The following is a 16,753-nucleotide window of genomic DNA, read 5'->3' on the forward strand; positions in this document are numbered from 1 at the left end:
CCAGACAATACACCATACCAAAGGGAGATACCCTTCCATAATGTGCATAGCAGATACAGGTTGAGGTCTAAAGATGATTAGCAATACTAAAAGAGCAATTGCTATCATTTTTTTACGTTGTTTCATAATATCACTCCTTTTTTCATTACCCTAATGGATGTTTCTTGACCAATAGGGTTGTAAAATAATCCAATTTGTCATCGACTGTTAAGTCCGATACTCCGTACAAAATTCTTTGCTTTTCAGTAGAGGCATGACTGACTAAAAATGTTTTTTCAATCAGGTCGTACTTCTCCAACAAGGGAAGAATCACATCCAAATGATTGGCCACTTTCATAATCACAACTGTATCATGAATCGCTAGTGCTTGGTCAATCTTATCCGCATCTGCTGTAGCAGGAACAACTGCAAAGGACTCTTCATCCATGGTCAATGGTTGCCCCAAGACAGAAGCCATGCTACCAAATGAGGTAATTCCAGGAATCGTTTGGGTATCAATGCTATTCCCAATTAATCTCAAGAGGTAACTATAGGTACTATAGACCATCGGATCCCCTAAAGTGATAAAGCCAACATTCTTCCCAGCTTTTACATCTTCTACAATTTCAGCAGCAATTTGTTCCCATTGAGGTTCCTTCTTTTCTAAGGAACGAACCATTGGAAAGTGGCGTTGTTTAATCTCTAGATGATCACTGACATAGGGACTCGCAATCGTCAATGCCACACTCTTAGAACCGCGTTTGGCTTCAGGAGTGTACAAAATATCCAATGTTTGCAGAATATTTTTGGCTTTAACGGTTACGAGTTCACTGTCTCCTGGACCAATCCCAATACCGTAAAATGTTGCCATTTTAGACCTCCTATTTAATAATCTTTTCTAAGTGTTGAACATAGAGTTCTTGAACACTTGGGTATTCACCAAGTCCAATCAAGTGTGTCTCTACTTGGTAGCCTTTTTCTGTAAAGAAGTGTTTCCATGATCCTTCTTCATCCGAACACAAATCATTGGTAGCATGATCCCCAGCCACTAACATAAAGGGAGCAAGATGAACTTTTTTAATGCCTTTAGCTTCCAGACGTTTTTCGAGTAACTCTACCGGAGGATAAGACTCGACACAGCCGATATAGACAGCTTCATCCGTCAACATATGATCCAAAGCGGCGTAGGCAGTAAAGGCATAATGCTGACTACCATGTCCCATAAGGATGGTTGCTTCGTCTACATCATCATTATTGTATTCTTTTACAAGAATATTTGCAACATTTTCATAATCTTCTTCACTAAAAAGAAGAGGTTTCCCGATTTTTAGAAGTTCAAAATCTTCTTTAAACTGGTTGGCTTGGTGAACCACTTTTTCATATTCACTTCCCAAGATAATGTGGAGTGGTTGAATATAAACTTCCTTGACACCATCCTTTTTCAATTGTTCCAATAATTGGTTCACAGTTGGAACTGAGATTCCTTCATTTTCTTTAATGCGCTTAATGACAACATTCGAAGTGAAGGCACGGTGGACCTGAAAATCTGGGAACCGCTGTTGGATCGTCTCTTCACAGGCTTGAATGGTTTTCTTTCGTGTTTCAGGATAGGTAGTACCGAAACTGACAACAATAATCGCTTTAGTCATTTTCACTTTCCCTTCTAAAAAAAGTTTGGCAAGCTTCACAAACCGATTTTAAGGTTCTCTCTTCTGTTTCAATCAACTGATGATAGCCAGCTTTTTCCAATACAGACCTAGTATTGTCTCCCATAATGACAATCGGTTTCTCTTTCCAATTCTCTTGGGTTTTCTCTGCCATCAACACAAAGTGGTAAGCTGCAGCAGAGTTTGGCAAACAGATCAGCTGGATATCCTCTGCATGATAAGAGAATGATCCACTTTCAAAGTCAACAGAATGTGTGGTGTGGATCGGGAAGTTCAAAGCTTCTGCTACTGCTTTTTCCTTAATATCAGAAGTGAGAATGATCCAGTTTCCTTCTTGCTCACTCATCCGTTTCACAAAATTCTCTTCTGCAACATCATTGATTTGATCATAGAGGCGAATACCTGCTTCTTTAATGGTCTTGATGGTATGATGACCACTTGCTACAATCTTCAGATGGCTGAGACTCCGAATATCCAGATCTTCTTGTTGCAAATAGGCAACAAAGAAGTTCCAAGAGCTTGGGTCTGTCACTACTAAACCGTCGATGCTAGAAAGTTGAGGAAGTTGCAGTTCTTTTGCAAGTAATTTACTTGGTGACTGAAAAGCATACACTGTCGCCCCAGCATCCCTCAATAGTTTAGGAAGTTTGGCATTAGGAGTTTCTTGCACCAAAACGGTTCGACCGAACAAAGGCAGTTTTTCATGGTAGTTTAATTCCTCACGGAAAGCAACAACGTCCCCAATCACAATTAAACTTGGTGCTTTCATCTGGTGTTTTTCAGCCAGTTCAACAATGGTCTCTAATTTTCCATCGATCGAGCGTTGTTGAGGGTGAGTAGCCCATTCGATAATCGCAACCGGAGTTTCCTTATCGTAACCACGAACCATCAATTCCTCACAAATGGTCTGCAAGTTTTTCATTCCCATAAGGAAGACTAGAGTTCCTTTTAAGTGGGAAATCGCATCCCAGTTCAATGCTTCACTGGCATCTTGTAGATGGCCAGTAAAGACATGAAAGCTAGTCGCGACATTTCTAAAGGTCATGGGAATGCCTGCATAGGCAAGGCCGGCTATAGCTGAGGTGATTCCTGGTACAACTTCAAAGGGAATCCCTTCTTGGATAAGAGTTTGAGCTTCCTCTCCTCCTCGGCCAAAAATATAGGGATCGCCACTTTTTAGGCGAACAACTTTTTTCCCTTCTTTGGCTTTTGCAACCAAGACTTCTTCAATTTTTTCTTGAGAAACACAAGGTTGATTAGGAATCTTACCAACATAGATCTTTTCACAGTTCGCTTTTGTGTAGGCTAGAAGCATAGGATTCACTAAGCGGTCATAGATGAGAACATCCGCCTCTTCTAGTCTCCGTGCTCCTTTAATAGAGATTAATTCTTCATCCCCTGGACCCGCACCTACTAAACTAACAAAGCCGCTCATCCATTCACCTCTTTCTTTAAATGGGTCTCCAATTCCTCAATAGTTGACACTACTTTAGAATAGTTGACAATAGGTCGTGAAATAATCACACAATCCATTCCAAGTTCTTGACAGCCTTCGATTTTTTCTCGAATCCCACCAATACTTCCGCTTTCTTTGGAAACAAATACTTCCGCTTTCGAGCGAGCCAGCAATTCTTTGTTGCACTCTTTAGAGAAAGGAGCCTTAATCGCATCAATCTGATCCGGAACAAGTCCCAACTCTTCACAACCTTTTAGAACTTCCGAAGTTGGAAGAACACGAACCACAATACGCGACTCTGGTAAACCATGGACGAATAATGGCAAGGTTTTGCTTCCAGTTCCTAAATAGACTGTTTTATACTCTTTCTCTTTGATGTATGCAATGGCTTCTTCTGTCGAATGAACAACGGTAGCACCCGATAAGTCGATGGTAGCTTGTCTTTCAAAGCGCACATATGGAATTCCCGCCTGGTTCGCTGCTTTCATCGCTTCTTGAGAGACAATATCCGCAAAGGGATGCGAAGCATCAATAATTTCATCAACGTCATTCTCTTTGATGAAAGCAACCATTTGGTCAGCTGTCATTCTTCCTTGGACCACGTTCTGCCCAAATTTAGAAGCTAAATGGCGGCCATAATCCGACACAACAGAGGTAGTCACCGGGATATTCTGTTGCGAGAGGAATTCAAGAATCTCTGTACTTTCAGCTGTTCCACCGAAAAGTAGTTTCATCATAGTGTATATCCTCGAGGTGTGATCATGCGACCATTTTTCACATAAGTCTCTTTGTTTCCAACAATAACAATTGTAGTCATGTCTACAAGAGTTTCATCCAAGTCTTCAATCGTAGTAAGCACAATTTGTTCTTCCTTACGTCCGATATCCTTACCGATACCAACAATCGTATCTTTGGCTTTGTATTCAGACATAATTTCAAGTGCTCTTGCTAAGTGCTCTGGACGACCTTTACTTCTTGGATTATATAGACAAACGACAAAGTCACCTTGTGCTGCTGCATGAAGACGTTTTTCAATCATTTCCCATGGAGTCATCAAGTCACTAAGTGAAATATGACAGAAGTCGTTCATAAGAGGTGCTCCCATCACTGCAGCTGCTCCAAGGCTTGCTGTAATTCCTGGTACAACCTTCACTTCAAGCGTATCGTTTTCTTCTAATAACTCGAGGATCAAACCAGCCATCCCATAGACACCGGCATCCCCACTCGAAACGACCCCAACATTTTTTCCAGTTTCATGAGCTAGGTCAATAGCTTTTTGACAGCGTTCAATCTCATGACGCATCCCAGTCGCAACCATTTCTTTATCTTTTACAAGATCTTTGATCAAACGCATGTAGGTAGAATACCCTACAATAATTTCACAATCCTTGATTGCTTCCAATGCCTCTTGAGACATCAATTCTTCTTTACCTGGGCCAAGTCCAATAACGTATAACATATGTATTTCTCCTTAAATTTAATATTTAATAATTGTTAACTAATTTACCAAGTGCAAATGTTGCACCATTTTGTGCGAACCGTTGGGTCAGCACATTTCCTTTACTTGCAAGGTCTGCACTAGCAAGCGCCACACTACCAACCCCAACAGTCTTCTTGACAAATTCCGATTGCGGATATTTATCCGCCACCACTAGCAGTTCCTCCTTGGAGTAGGTATGGAAAGGACAGTCAAGGTGTTGGGCTAATTCTAGTATCGCCTGTTCATTTTTTTTGACATCAATACTAGCAATTTTTGCGATTTCTGAACCGGAGATTCCCTCTTGTTCACAAAATGCATGAAAAGATTCCATAAAAGTGGAAGGTGGAAGATCCTTCTTTGCCCCAACTCCTAAAACATAAGGTTTTGGATGAATCAGGGCTACCACTTCTTCGTCAACCTCAACTGCTTGAGAGGTCAACCAAATAAATGGGCTCTTATTAGCAAGGACTTCCTGAATCTGATTTTCTTCAATTACTGTTAGCCCTCTCAGGTCAGAAACCCAAGGCTTTTCTTGATAAAAATAGACACAGTCCTTATTCGCTAAATAAGAATTGAATACTTTCACTAAGTGGCGCAATTCTTCCCGCCACCCATTTACTTCTTTAGCAATATTATCCAAGGCTACAACATTTTGTGTATCGGTTGCGGTCGTGATCACTGGATTTGAATCTAATAATTCAGCGATTTTAAGTGTAACTTGATTGGCCCCACCTAAGTGACCACTCAATAAACTAATCACATGATTGGCTTTTTCATCCATAACGATCACAGCAGGATCAGTTGTTTTGTCTTTAATAACAGGGGCAATGCCTCTGACAACCGCACCAATCGCCATGATACAAATTAAGACATCCACCTCTTGGAATACCGTCCGAAGTCCTTCAATGACACGTCCTTCAATCGGTACCGTCCGAGAGTCAGCGATTTTCACAGTGGTATAGACCGGACAATCAATCCCAAGTTTTTCCTTGAGCTCTAGTCCGAGATTTTTTGCGTTGTTAGTAACCGCCACAATGGCGTAACGAGGGGAATCATTTAGCATGCGAACTCAATCCTTTACGGAATTCATGGTGGAATTCTTTGTGATAGAGTTTAGAGTAGTAAAACTCTTCACCTAAGAAATCTCCAACTAAAATCAAGGCAGTTTTTCTAATTTTAGCTTCTTTGACCTTCTCAGCAATGGTCTCCAATGTCCCAAAGACCTTGCGTTCATCTGGCCAAGTTGCCTTATAGATTACTGCGACAGGTGTTTCTATTGGATAGCCACCCTCAACCAATTCAGCCACCACTTTCTCAATCCCCTGTACAGATAAGAAAATGGCCATAGAGGTTCTATGCTGAGCATAGCTTCGGAGGGATTCTCGTTCAGGAACAGGGGTCCGTCCGGCCATGCGAGTGATAATGACACTTTGAGAAACTTCAGGGACTGTATATTCTGTTCCAATACTTGAGGCAGCTCCTAGGAAAGAGCTCACCCCAGGAATACAGTCAAATTCAATTCCTCTCTTCTTCATCTCTTCTGTTTGCTCACGAATAGAACCATAAATAGAGAAATCGCCTGTTTGTAAGCGAACGACGTCTTTTCCAGCTTTCACTGCTTCTTCCATGACATCAATAATTTCCATCAAATGCATAGACGCGCTGTCATGAATCTCCGCACCTTCCTTACAATATTGAAGAAGATCTGGATTCACGAGAGAACCCGCATAAATGACCACGTCCGCTTGGGATAATTTTCGATAACCTTTTAGGGTAATGAGTTCCACATCACCAGGTCCTGCGCCTACAAAATGTACAATTGACATAGCTTTATTTCCTTTCTGGTTTTACAGCTGAAACAATAATAGTTGGGTTTTGCTGTTTGAAATAATGCCCTTTTCCTAGGGCAGACCATCTGCTCGCTTGGATGGATACGACGTCTAAGTCTTGCCATTCCATCTCTTCAGCAAACTGAATCGCTTCCATAGCATTTTCCAAGAGGATAAAGTTTAAAACAAAGCGTCCTCCCGGAACTAACAGATGTTCACACCACTCAAAGATTTCAGCCATATTGCCCCCGGTTCCACCGACAAATATCGCATCGAATTGACCTTCTAGCTCAACAGGAGCTTTGCCTTTTATTAGAGTAATATTCTGACAGCCAAAGTAGTCAATATTCTCCTGTGTCAAGGCAACAGCATCTTCATTTTGTTCAATTGCTACGACTTCCAAATTTGGAAAGGAAACAGCTGCTTGAATCGTTACACTACCGGTACCAGAGCCAACATCCAACATTCTCTTAGCTTTATGCAAGTCTAATTTATCAATACTGATAGCTCTGACTTCTTCTTTAGTCATTGGGACCTTTGCTCTAATAAATGCCGAATCCTTCATTTAGTATCACCACCACATTCATTTCATATTGACGATCAATCACTTGGTCCTCTGCTAAAATTTCAATTTTTTCATCTTCATAGCTAAGATTTTCACCAATGACTAAAACTTTTTTCAATCCCCGTTTCATCACCTCTTGCGCTATTTCATAGGGACCAATTTTCTTATCCGTCACCATAAATACCTTCGGTAGAGAAAGAAAGAAATCAAAATCAGGAATTTTTGCATGGCTACTTGTTAAGTAGGCATCATTCATAGGGAGAAAGACTTTGCTCGCGAGATACTGGAAGGAAGAAATCCCTGGCTGAACCACCACGCGCCCTTTAAATTTCTCAGACAACCATTTTCCCAAACCATAGATTAGGGGATCGCCCGATGCTAGGTAAAGAATGGTTGCATCTTCTGGATAAGACTCGATTAATTGAGCCAACTCCGCAAGTTTCTTTGGAGGTACAACCCCTTTTTCTTGATAGGCAGCTGGAAGGATTTCTAAATGTCGCTCACTTCCAAGAATATAGTCTGCCTTCTGATAAATCTCTTCACTTCCCAAAAGTCCATAGGAAGGGGCTCCTGGCCCTATTCCAATTACATAGATCACGTCCATTCCTCCGCTATTTCTTCTAATGTTTGGGTTGAAGCCAGATACCCAGCTTCTGTCCCAAAGGTTACTACATCAATGCTCACTTCCGGCTTCCGATTCCGCAGCAACCGCTCCGATCGAAATTTCATCTTGTCCACCAGCACTTGATAGACTTCTTCGTAGTGATACTCCTCAATTAAAGTTCCAGCCGCATCTGTTGTAATACACTGATCCACTTTCTCAAGAAGTTCAACTGGAGCCCCTAGCAAGGCTAGATTTGCCATAATAATTTCCATTCGCGCATCTGAATCTTTGCTATGAGTTGAGAAAATCCCACCAGCCACCTTGACAAATTTACCCATATGGCCAACCATCAGGACCCGAGTAAAGCCAATCCGCTGGACTTCTTTAAGGACATGACCAACAAAGTTACTCATGTTCACAATTCGATGAGGTGGAATTCCCAGCACATTGGTCGCAAAGTCCTCGCCATAATTTCCGGGTGCTAACACAACCGATCGATAGCCTTGATTGTACAACATGGTTAATTCAATCGTAATGGACGCCTTCCAACTCTCCTCTGACATGGGATTGACAATTCCTGTCGTCCCCAAAATGGAGATTCCTCCTACTATTCCTAAGCGTGAATTATAGGTTAACTTGGCTGTTTCTTCTCCACCCGGTACCGAAATAATAATTTTCGCTCCGCAGTTTGGACCAAGTAATTGCCGGGCTGTTTTTTCAATCATAGCCCGAGGAGTTGGGTTAATGGCTGCCATTCCAACATCACATTTCAATCCTTTTTGTGTGACGCGACCAACACCTTCTCCGCCATCGATCTCAATGTCGTTTGAATCCGGCAAGAGAGTCACTGTCGAATAAATCAGGAGTCCGTGCGTCGCATCTGCATCATCACCACCATCCTTTTCGACAGCAGCACTGGCAGTAAATTCACCAAAAGAAGGATCTTTGATATCCATTGTTACTTCTACTCCATTTGCCGTAGAAACTGTAACTTTTTCTTCGATATCTTGATTGAGAATCATACTAATCGCTGCGGCTGTCGCTGCTGTAGCACAAGTTCCAGTAGTAAACCCTTTTCTTAGTTTTTTTCCATTGACATATGCATAATCATCCATATAGTTCCATTTCCTTCACTACTTAATTATTTGGGACTACGAAGCGTTGGTAATCATCCATTTCTTGTTTGTACTGGTACAAAATAGCATTTACCACTGCAGCTGCAATCGTACTTCCTCCCTTACTTCCCAATGCGACAATAGAAGGAATTGGGCTATCATGAAGCTTCTGTTTTGATTCAGCTGCACCGACAAAGCCAACCGGCACACCAATAACAGCATCAGGGACTAGTGTTCCTTCTTCTACCATATCCAAGACTTTAAAGATAGAAGTTGGAGCGTTTCCGAATACAAACAATTTAGGACCCAATTCATTGGCCGCATGTTCTACCGCTGCCATAGAACGAGTGATCCCTTTTGCCTTAGCTTCTTCAAAAATTGCTGGTTCATTTACCAAACATCTGTAGGCCACCCCTAGTTCATCCAAGATTCTTTTATTAAATCCACCTAGAACCATGGTCGTATCTGTAAAAATGGTTCCCTTATTTTTGATAACATCTAGAATATGGTCGATAGCATCATTTGAAAATTTGATATTGTAGAGGTAATCAAAATCTGCACTCGCAAAAACAACTCGTTTCCAAACTGCTTCATGAAATGGATTATCAAAAACAATATCTGGATGTTCCTGATCAATGATTTCTTGAATTTTTTTAAAGCTAGCTTCTTCAATCTTATTTGATACTTTTATATAACTCATGAATACCTTATCCTTTTTTATCATTTAAAGCTGTTGAATAACGAACATAGTCTTCTGTTACGATCGTTTGCATTTGATAGATAATCGCATTAATAATAGCCACGACAAGGGTACTTCCCCCTTTACGTCCTTCATTGACCATGACAGGCAAGTCAGTCGCTAATAAAGCTTCCTTAGACTCTAAGACATTGATAAATCCAACGGGCACACCGATAATCGCGTCTACCTCAACTTTTTTCTCTTTGATCAAATCAAGGAGATGGAACAAAGCAGTCGGAGCACCACCAAAAGCAAATACTTTAGGTCCTTCGATCTCTGTTGCTTTTTCAATAGCAGCCATTGCTCGAGTAATGTTTTTTTCCTTAGCAAGTTGGATGACATCTTCATCATTAATCAAGCAACGGTAGGAAACGCCCATTTGGTCCAACACCCGTTTATTGATCCCATTTAAGGAAATGCTAGAATCCACAATGATGGTCCCTTTATTTTGAATTACATCAACGATTCGTTCATTAACATGATTGATAAATTTCATGGTATAGAGATAGTCAAAATCACCCGTGGTATGAATGGCGCGTTTAATAATCGCCTCTTCCATGTCTTCATGGAATTCATAGCCAGGATGATCCTGGTCGATCACCGATTGAATGATCTGAAAACTTTTTTCCTCAATGGAGGACGGGTTTTTAATATAGGACATAGATACTCCTCTTTTAATAAATTACAAGAATAAAATAAATCATTGACAAAATGAACGTTGAAACCGTCGTTGTCATATAAAGCATAGAAATGGAGGTTAAAATATCATCTGCTTCTACATTCCTAATTGGGTCTCCAATGGTTGGTTTTGAAATCAACTCGCCATGATAAACATGAGCCCCCCCTAATTGAATTCCTAAAGCTCCTGCAACAACAGATTCAGGGAAAGCACTATTCGGACTCGCATGTTGGTAGCGATCTCTCCAGCCAATTTTTATGGCATTTCTGAAATCCAATTGCAAAATCCGAGCACTTGCCAACATAAAGAACCAGGTTAAACGAGCAGGGATGAGATTGACTAAATCATCCATTTTAGCTGAAACAAATCCAATCTTACGATATTTGACTGTTTTATAGCCTACCATTGAATCTAGCGTATTAATAGCCTTGTAGCCCATTGCTAGAACTGGACCACCAAGAAATAGGCAGAATAAGGGACCGATTACGCCATCACTAGCATTTTCTGCTACCGTTTCAATGGTCGCATTACAAATTTCAGGAATAGAAAGTTGATCTGTTTCTCTCCCAACAATCATACCAACCTGATATCTAGCCTTTTCAATGGAGCCAGACTGAATAGCTTTGTAGACTTTAAGAGCTTCAAAAGCTAGAGAACGAGTTGCCAAACAAGTGTAAGCTAGATAAATCCAAATACCCCAATAGAGAATAGGGTGCAACTGACTAGCGCCCCACAAGATTCCATAAGTGATGGAAACTGTTAAGGCGACAGTGGAGAACCACAGAAGAACGCCAAACAGAAAAGGAAATTTTGTTTTTAGGTTCTCTAGTTTCAAACAAGCATAAATAAAATTTCCAATCAGCTTGACCGGGTGGGGCCAAGAATAAGGATCTCCGATTAACCAATCCAGAAGAAGAACGATAAAAATTGCAATAACTATCATTTCTTAGACTCCAAGATATAATCAATCCAACTCATAAGGAGTTGTTCCTTTTGATAAAAATGAACATGGAGGTAACTTGCAAAAGTTTTCCCTTTCTGGTAGCCCCCTGTCCAATTGGAAACTACTTCTCCATCTCTTTCTTTTCTGAGTTCTAAAACTGTTTTTTCAGAAGTATTAAAGATGGAATGATGGAACTCATGACCTCGAACTTCCGTACCAGACGGACCAAATAAAGATTCTTCATTGGTAGTTGCAAAACAGTAACCAAACCGTTTTAGGCCATTGGTCATCACACTAGTGCCATCAAATATTCCAACCATTTCATAGGATTGATCTTCCATCTCAAGAGTTTTCCCAAGATACATCAAGCCTCCACATTCAGCATAGATGGGAATTCCTTTTTGATGAGCGTCTAGAACGGATTCTCTAAAGGAGCGATTGTCAGACAATTCTTTTGCAAACAACTCCGGATAACCCCCACCAAAATAATAGGCATCGGCTTCCGGTAAGCGTTCATCTTTTAAGGGACTAAATGGAAGCAAGGTTACATTAAAACTTCTCAACAAATCCAGATTGTCTTCGTAATAAAAATGAAAGGCATCATCCAGTGCATAAGCAATGGTTAATGAGGTAGAATTTTCGAGTTTAAATGGAGAAGAAAGTTTAATTGACTCTCTATCAACCTTCTCCAATAGGCGATCAAACTGAATGGTTTTTTTAGCCTGCTCTCCAAGAATAGAAAACTTTTCTTCTAGATCCTCCATTTCTACATCCGGAATCAATCCCAAGTGTCTGGAAGGAAGTTCAACTTGAACATTTTTTGGAAAATAACCCAAGACTTCTATATCAGTGTAGCGCTCAATCGCCCCCTTAATCAGCTGATAATGGGTTTCCGAAGCCACACGATTGACAATGACACCAACAATATTTACCGCTGGATCAAATGAAGAAAAACCATGCACAATTGCTGCAGCTGAAGTCGAGGTTGATTTCCCATCAATAATTAAAATAACAGGTAGATTCAGCTGTTTGGCAACAGATGCAGAAGAGGCACAATCTTTATCTGTTCCTAATCCATCATAGAGTCCCATCACCCCTTCTACCACTGCGACATCGGAATTTTGATGCCAACGATAATAAGACCACTTCAGATAATCCGTATCAGGAATTAAAAAATTATCTAGATTACGAGATGAGTTCTTCGTAATACGACTATGGTAAGAAGTATCAATATAATCAGGGCCAATTTTATACGGCTGAACATTGTACCCCATATCTGTTAAAGCCCTTAATACAGCTAGTGTTACGGTAGTTTTTCCAACACCACTAGATACACCAGCTAACATAAACTGCTTCATCCTAAAAACCCCTATCCCTTGAAAAAAATAGAGCTACAAAAAATACACTATTTTTTGTAGCTCCGTTGCTTTATTAAATTACTAAGCACCTCGTTGTGCTCTCTTCATTCTTAAACACTAAAGATGCCTTTATTCTAATATAAATTATAGCATTTGTCAATAAATAATTGAAAACGTAATCAAAAAGAGCACGTATCGTGCTCCTTATAAATTATTCGATATGAAAGTTTTTTTATCCTTGCCAATCTGCTGGATATGTCACATAAATAAAGCGCGCCTTATCCTTAACAGAGAATTGAATATCGCTTCCCTTTGGAATAAAGATGATTTCACCTGGACCGGCACTCATCACTTCATCACCAGAGATAACATCCAAACGACCTTCGATCACATAATCAACTTCATCATAATCTAAATGCCAAGGGAATGTTGTCTTATCCATTGTCATCAAGCCTAAGCCAAGTCGAGGACTTTCTTCAAGAGTCAAAAGATCACGTGTATAGACTTGATGTTCAGGATTTCCTGTGTCCAAACGATCTTCAGGACGAACATTTAAGCTTGGTAGTGAAATAGAAGCTACACCAGCTTTACTGACACGTTTAGCAGAACCTTTACCTGCCAATTCTTCTAGAAGAATTTTGCGAACCAAAGATTCAATATCTGTACGATTATAATCCATTTACCAATACCTCCAATTAAGCTTCTTTCTTAGTCAAGAAGTAGGCAAGTAATACGGCAGTAACCCCACCAACAAACTTACCAATCATCATTGGAACAATCATTTTAGGAGCTTGTCCAGCTGTAAATCCTAAGTGGTCCCCGATAACGAATGAAGCAGATACAGCAAAGGCGATATTCAAGATCTTACCACGTTTATCCATATCTTTTAACATTTGGAACATAGCAATATTGTTTGCCAAAGAAGCAACCAAACCAGCAGCTCCTACTTCGTTCATTCCCAATGATTTACCAATTGCTGAAAGAGGTTTGTTGGCTACTTTAGTAAAGACAGCAACTAAACCAAATGCACCAGCCAAGGTTACAGCGATTGAACCAACAACGACAAATGCTTCTTGAAGGGTTTCTGCACCTTTTGGATAAAGTTCAAGCAACCATTTATTACCAGTCAAGAGTTGTGCTGCACCGAATGCCAAACCTAAAGTTGCAATTACAACAATGATTTGACCAAAGATTTCAAAACCTTTAATCATGCCATTTGGAATAAGAAGCAATCCTAGGAAAATGAGGGCAGATACAATGACAATAGGGATCAAGTTGATTAACAAAGTACCAAATGACAAACCTGGAACAAGCAATCCACCAACAAAACATCCGACAGGAACAGTTACCAAACCGTACAAAATACCACGAGCTAAGAAAGGACGATCTGATTTTTCGATGATACCTAAGGCAACAGGGATCGTGAACACGATCGTTGGTCCCATCATAGAACCTAAAACGTAGGCAGCAAAATCACCAACAGCTTTATCTTGTGCTAAGCTTAAGGCTAAAGGTGCTCCACCCATATCATTCGCGATGAATGTTGTTGCAAAAATCGAAGGATCCGCACCAACCAAACCATAAAGAGGAACAATGATAGGTTTTAATAAATCAGCTAACAATGGAGCTACAACCATAATCCCAGCCATAGAAAGCGCCAGCGCTCCCATAGCCATAATTCCTTCTTCAAACTTCTCACTAAGGCCCAATTTCCCGCCAATACATTTATCAATTGCACCAACAAGCATAAAGAGAACCATAATGTAAATGATAATTTCATTTATACTCATAAATTCTTCCCTACTTTCAATAATCATCCAGTTGATATTCAACTTTATCTATGATCCCTACAATGACCATATCCACTGGAATATCCTGTCTATTCAAACTCACTCGAGCTGAACTTCCTGTAGTAACCAATACTTGATCACCTTCACCAGCACCAATACAGTCCGCAGCAATCACTAAAGCAGGATCTGTTTGATGGTCATTCAGTTGTCGCTCGACCACTAAAAACTTTAATCCATTAAGTTTTTCATCTTTTCTTGTAGCCCACAGACTCCCTTTCACTTTCCCAACAAACATCTCGCTGCTCCTTATTCTTCAATATTAATATTGTGACGTTTTAAATAATCTTTTGCAAGCGCTGTCACAATCATTCCTTTTTTAAGACGAATGCTATCATTATCAGATAGATTCATTTCAATTAATTTTTTTTCAGTTAGCAAGCCAACCTTCTCAACAGTTTTTGGTGTTGAGCTGTTTTTTGTCACATCTTGGACAGGCTTATTGTTTTCTCCATCAGTAGTTTCTTCAAGGATGGATACCAATTCTTCTTTTTTATAGAATTGAACACCATATCTGATCAGTTTCTCGTACTGTTCTTGAAGATCTTGGAACAATAGTGCTTTAGAGGTCTGTTTATATTGATGGAAATCAAATGATTCATTTAAAACCAAAACTTTCTTTCCTTTTAAGAGACTCTTAATCACTACTGCCTCATCTGCTGTAAGTGGACACAATGAAGCAATCCGAAGCATTGCATCAAAACCAATTGATTCTACTAGAATGATGTCAGCACTACTTGAATTTTTTACAACTTGATAGCCTTCTCTATCCAAGATATCCGGAGTATCAAATGCTCCGATCACAAATACAGAAGACTTGTATGAATCAACCTGTAATTTATCCATTAAACGGTCTGTGATTAAATCTACGATTTTATCTAGATTTTCCATTTTTGACCTACCTCCAACAAGCACTACTAGTCTTTAATAATACGACCATGGATTCCTTTGCTAAAACCACAAGCATTGGCTTCATCGTAATCAATATGCATATAGGTTGCAAATTTTGGGCTAACACGAATCACAACATCATCAAAAATTAAAGGTCTCGCCCCTTCAACTTTTACTTTTACAATATCATGATTTTTCACACCAATTTTTTCTGCATCTTCAGGTGTCATATGAACATGGCGTTTTGCTACAATCAACCCTTTATCCAAAGAAACTGATTTATCTCCATTCACCAATACAATACCTGGAGTACCTTCAATATCACCGCTTTCACGAATAGGAGCTTTTACTCCTAATTGTAAGCAGTCTGTAAGCGATACCTCTACTTGAGACTCTTTTCTAACAGGTCCCAAAATAACCACATTATGAAAAGCTCCTTTTGGACCCACTACAGTCAAACGTTCTTTTGAAGCATACTGACCAGGTTGAGATAAATCTTTCACCTTGGTCAATTCATAACCAGTTCCGAACAAAGCATCTAATTCTTTGCGACTTAAATGCACATGTCGACCACTAGCTTCTACTTCAAAGGAGCTGTCTAGTTCATTTTGAATCCTATCAATAACTTTATCAATTAAATTTTCAAATGACATTGTTATTCTCCACATTCTATTCTAAAATAAGCCATACTAAAACTTCAATTGATTTCAATAATGTGATTAGTTTATCCGCATAAACATCTTGATTGTTAGACGATACTAAGGTCAATTCCTTTCGGATATTGACAATTTCAAGATATAACTCATAGCAAGAAAGTTTCCAATCCTCACATTTGTAATCAACTCTTACACTTCCTTGATCCAACTGTTTAATGACTCGAATTGACTGTAAATCTTCATTTGTCCCAAAATTTGGGTTATAAAATGAGATATCCTCTTCAATATAACAGCCGACCATCTTTTCTACTATTTGCAGTAGATTTCCCAATTGATCAACTTTTTCATCTAAATAAGCAAGATGGAGTTCTTTTTGGCATCTTAGAAAATACGTGTATAGTTTCGTTAGCTTGAAAAGTAGTGGATACACAGCAGACTCTTCTAGAGACGAAACAGTCATATGAAATGGTTTACTAATCTCTGTTTGAGTTTTATTTGGCGAATCAGAATAAGCTACTTGAATATGGCGATCATGCAAGAAACCTCTTGCAGCTGGAGTCAATTTGTCCTTACTAGAAAGTTTTAGAACATTTTGCTCACTGACCTGACCATTTTTGATGAGCTTCCTAATTCGTGATTCAGTATAAACTGTCATGCATTCACATCCTTCTACCACAAATTAAACACAGGGATACAACGAGGTTGAGATGTAACTTCTCAACCTCGCTCAGCTATTAACATGAATGAATATTCTTACATCAAGATGCTTATTCCTATCAAAACATTAATTGCTGATTACCTGTATGAGAAATTTTGAAAATCTACTCTTTATGAGGTAGGATTACTTCTACTTCTGAATGTGGACGTGGGATGACATGTACAGAAATCAATTCACCTACGTTTTCAGCTGCTGCTGCACCTGCATCTGTTGCAGCTTTAACAGCA

At 39.6% G+C, this 16,753-nt stretch carries 21 protein-coding genes; all 21 read right to left on the reverse strand.

The genetic code is table 11. The annotated features are described in order from the left end of the window. Positions 1-145: 145 nt before the first annotated feature. Positions 146-850, reverse strand: coding sequence for a cobalt-factor II C(20)-methyltransferase (locus ADI76_RS09140; RefSeq protein WP_003006937.1), 705 nt, complete (start codon positions 848-850; stop codon positions 146-148). Positions 851-860: 10 nt separating this feature from the next. Beyond that, on the reverse strand, positions 861-1,628 hold the full coding sequence (locus tag ADI76_RS09145; RefSeq protein ID WP_049515994.1) for a sirohydrochlorin cobaltochelatase: 768 nt from the start codon (positions 1,626-1,628) through the stop codon (positions 861-863). Beyond that, the gene (gene cobA / locus ADI76_RS09150; RefSeq protein WP_049515996.1) at positions 1,621-3,081 is read right to left on the reverse strand and encodes a uroporphyrinogen-III C-methyltransferase; all 1,461 of its coding nucleotides are present in this window, start codon (positions 3,079-3,081) and stop codon (positions 1,621-1,623) included. Before cobA ends, ADI76_RS09145 begins: the two co-directional genes overlap by 8 nt. Next, positions 3,078-3,839: a precorrin-6A reductase gene (cobK, locus tag ADI76_RS09155; RefSeq protein ID WP_049515999.1), complete on the reverse strand. Its 762-nt coding sequence runs from the start codon at positions 3,837-3,839 to the stop codon at positions 3,078-3,080. Before cobK ends, cobA begins: the two co-directional genes overlap by 4 nt. Next, the gene (gene cobJ, locus ADI76_RS09160) at positions 3,836-4,561 is read right to left on the reverse strand and encodes a precorrin-3B C(17)-methyltransferase (protein WP_009730873.1); all 726 of its coding nucleotides are present in this window, start codon (positions 4,559-4,561) and stop codon (positions 3,836-3,838) included. Before cobJ ends, cobK begins: the two co-directional genes overlap by 4 nt. Before the next feature lie 25 nt (positions 4,562-4,586). After that, positions 4,587-5,645: a cobalt-precorrin 5A hydrolase gene (locus ADI76_RS09165; protein ID WP_049516001.1), complete on the reverse strand. Its 1,059-nt coding sequence runs from the start codon at positions 5,643-5,645 to the stop codon at positions 4,587-4,589. Beyond that, positions 5,635-6,408, reverse strand: coding sequence for a cobalt-precorrin-4 methyltransferase (locus ADI76_RS09170; RefSeq protein ID WP_049516003.1), 774 nt, complete (start codon positions 6,406-6,408; stop codon positions 5,635-5,637). The genes ADI76_RS09165 and ADI76_RS09170 overlap by 11 nt, the downstream gene beginning before the upstream one ends. 4 nt (positions 6,409-6,412) lie before the next feature. Next, on the reverse strand, positions 6,413-6,976 hold the full coding sequence (locus ADI76_RS09175) for a decarboxylating cobalt-precorrin-6B (C(15))-methyltransferase (protein WP_049516006.1): 564 nt from the start codon (positions 6,974-6,976) through the stop codon (positions 6,413-6,415). Continuing rightward, a complete protein-coding gene (locus ADI76_RS09180) occupies positions 6,954-7,580 on the reverse strand; it encodes a cobalt-precorrin-7 (C(5))-methyltransferase (protein ID WP_049516007.1) in 627 nt (208 codons plus the stop codon). The genes ADI76_RS09175 and ADI76_RS09180 overlap by 23 nt, the downstream gene beginning before the upstream one ends. Beyond that, positions 7,571-8,695 carry a cobalt-precorrin-5B (C(1))-methyltransferase CbiD gene (cbiD, locus tag ADI76_RS09185; RefSeq protein WP_049516009.1) on the reverse strand — a complete coding sequence of 375 codons (1,125 nt, stop codon included), beginning with the start codon at positions 8,693-8,695 and terminating at the stop codon, positions 7,571-7,573. The genes ADI76_RS09180 and cbiD overlap by 10 nt, the downstream gene beginning before the upstream one ends. 22 nt (positions 8,696-8,717) lie before the next feature. Continuing rightward, complete coding sequence (locus tag ADI76_RS09190) at positions 8,718-9,395, reverse strand: cobalt-precorrin-8 methylmutase (RefSeq protein ID WP_049516010.1); 678 nt, start codon at positions 9,393-9,395, stop codon at positions 8,718-8,720. Between the two features lie 7 nt (positions 9,396-9,402). Continuing rightward, complete coding sequence (locus ADI76_RS09195; protein WP_009730866.1) at positions 9,403-10,095, reverse strand: cobalt-precorrin-8 methylmutase; 693 nt, start codon at positions 10,093-10,095, stop codon at positions 9,403-9,405. Between the two features lie 13 nt (positions 10,096-10,108). After that, entirely contained in the window at positions 10,109-11,056 is a 948-nt protein-coding gene (gene cbiB, locus ADI76_RS09200; RefSeq protein WP_049516012.1) for an adenosylcobinamide-phosphate synthase CbiB, read from the reverse strand. Beyond that, a complete protein-coding gene (locus ADI76_RS09205; protein ID WP_049516015.1) occupies positions 11,053-12,414 on the reverse strand; it encodes a cobyrinate a,c-diamide synthase in 1,362 nt (453 codons plus the stop codon). Before ADI76_RS09205 ends, cbiB begins: the two co-directional genes overlap by 4 nt. A gap of 232 nt (positions 12,415-12,646) precedes the next feature. Beyond that, complete coding sequence (locus ADI76_RS09210; protein ID WP_049516017.1) at positions 12,647-13,093, reverse strand: cupin domain-containing protein; 447 nt, start codon at positions 13,091-13,093, stop codon at positions 12,647-12,649. 16 nt (positions 13,094-13,109) lie between these two features. Continuing rightward, positions 13,110-14,204: an ethanolamine utilization protein EutH gene (locus tag ADI76_RS09215; protein ID WP_049516020.1), complete on the reverse strand. Its 1,095-nt coding sequence runs from the start codon at positions 14,202-14,204 to the stop codon at positions 13,110-13,112. Between the two features lie 16 nt (positions 14,205-14,220). Further along, on the reverse strand, positions 14,221-14,499 hold the full coding sequence (locus ADI76_RS09220) for a EutN/CcmL family microcompartment protein (protein ID WP_049516021.1): 279 nt from the start codon (positions 14,497-14,499) through the stop codon (positions 14,221-14,223). A gap of 11 nt (positions 14,500-14,510) precedes the next feature. Beyond that, the gene (locus tag ADI76_RS09225; protein WP_049516022.1) at positions 14,511-15,152 is read right to left on the reverse strand and encodes an ethanolamine utilization protein; all 642 of its coding nucleotides are present in this window, start codon (positions 15,150-15,152) and stop codon (positions 14,511-14,513) included. A 26-nt stretch (positions 15,153-15,178) separates the two neighbouring features. Next, positions 15,179-15,805, reverse strand: a complete 627-nt coding sequence (gene eutD, locus ADI76_RS09230) for an ethanolamine utilization phosphate acetyltransferase EutD (RefSeq protein ID WP_049516026.1) — start codon at positions 15,803-15,805, stop codon at positions 15,179-15,181. 16 nt (positions 15,806-15,821) lie between these two features. Further along, positions 15,822-16,463, reverse strand: coding sequence for a hypothetical protein (locus ADI76_RS09235; RefSeq protein WP_049516028.1), 642 nt, complete (start codon positions 16,461-16,463; stop codon positions 15,822-15,824). Between the two features lie 166 nt (positions 16,464-16,629). Continuing rightward, on the reverse strand, positions 16,630-16,753 hold a 124-nt coding region (locus ADI76_RS09240; protein ID WP_049516030.1), incomplete at its 5' end, for a BMC domain-containing protein.

The sequence above is a fragment of the Streptococcus parasanguinis genome (assembly GCF_001074805.1).
Lineage (GTDB): Bacteria > Bacillota > Bacilli > Lactobacillales > Streptococcaceae > Streptococcus > Streptococcus parasanguinis_A.

Bases quoted from the DNA above. Each gene is read 5' to 3' on its own strand.
- ADI76_RS09195 (WP_009730866.1), bottom strand. From the start codon at position 10,095: ATGTCCTATATTAAAAACCCGTCCTCCATTGAGGAAAAAAGTTTTCAG.
- ADI76_RS09140 (WP_003006937.1), bottom strand. From the start codon at position 850: ATGGCAACATTTTACGGTATTGGGATTGGTCCAGGAGACAGTGAACTC.
- ADI76_RS09145 (WP_049515994.1), bottom strand. From the start codon at position 1,628: ATGACTAAAGCGATTATTGTTGTCAGTTTCGGTACTACCTATCCTGAA.
- ADI76_RS09220 (WP_049516021.1), bottom strand. From the start codon at position 14,499: ATGTTTGTTGGGAAAGTGAAAGGGAGTCTGTGGGCTACAAGAAAAGAT.
- cobK (WP_049515999.1), bottom strand. From the start codon at position 3,839: ATGATGAAACTACTTTTCGGTGGAACAGCTGAAAGTACAGAGATTCTT.
- ADI76_RS09170 (WP_049516003.1), bottom strand. From the start codon at position 6,408: ATGTCAATTGTACATTTTGTAGGCGCAGGACCTGGTGATGTGGAACTC.
- ADI76_RS09225 (WP_049516022.1), bottom strand. From the start codon at position 15,152: ATGGAAAATCTAGATAAAATCGTAGATTTAATCACAGACCGTTTAATG.
- ADI76_RS09190 (WP_049516010.1), bottom strand. From the start codon at position 9,395: ATGAGTTATATAAAAGTATCAAATAAGATTGAAGAAGCTAGCTTTAAA.
- cbiB (WP_049516012.1), bottom strand. From the start codon at position 11,056: ATGATAGTTATTGCAATTTTTATCGTTCTTCTTCTGGATTGGTTAATC.
- ADI76_RS09180 (WP_049516007.1), bottom strand. From the start codon at position 7,580: ATGGACGTGATCTATGTAATTGGAATAGGGCCAGGAGCCCCTTCCTAT.
- cbiD (WP_049516009.1), bottom strand. From the start codon at position 8,695: ATGGATGATTATGCATATGTCAATGGAAAAAAACTAAGAAAAGGGTTT.
- cobA (WP_049515996.1), bottom strand. From the start codon at position 3,081: ATGAGCGGCTTTGTTAGTTTAGTAGGTGCGGGTCCAGGGGATGAAGAA.
- ADI76_RS09175 (WP_049516006.1), bottom strand. From the start codon at position 6,976: ATGAAGGATTCGGCATTTATTAGAGCAAAGGTCCCAATGACTAAAGAA.
- eutD (WP_049516026.1), bottom strand. From the start codon at position 15,805: ATGTCATTTGAAAATTTAATTGATAAAGTTATTGATAGGATTCAAAAT.
- ADI76_RS09235 (WP_049516028.1), bottom strand. From the start codon at position 16,463: ATGACAGTTTATACTGAATCACGAATTAGGAAGCTCATCAAAAATGGT.
- ADI76_RS09205 (WP_049516015.1), bottom strand. From the start codon at position 12,414: ATGAAGCAGTTTATGTTAGCTGGTGTATCTAGTGGTGTTGGAAAAACT.
- cobJ (WP_009730873.1), bottom strand. From the start codon at position 4,561: ATGTTATACGTTATTGGACTTGGCCCAGGTAAAGAAGAATTGATGTCT.
- ADI76_RS09210 (WP_049516017.1), bottom strand. From the start codon at position 13,093: ATGGATTATAATCGTACAGATATTGAATCTTTGGTTCGCAAAATTCTT.
- ADI76_RS09165 (WP_049516001.1), bottom strand. From the start codon at position 5,645: ATGCTAAATGATTCCCCTCGTTACGCCATTGTGGCGGTTACTAACAAC.
- ADI76_RS09215 (WP_049516020.1), bottom strand. From the start codon at position 14,204: ATGAGTATAAATGAAATTATCATTTACATTATGGTTCTCTTTATGCTT.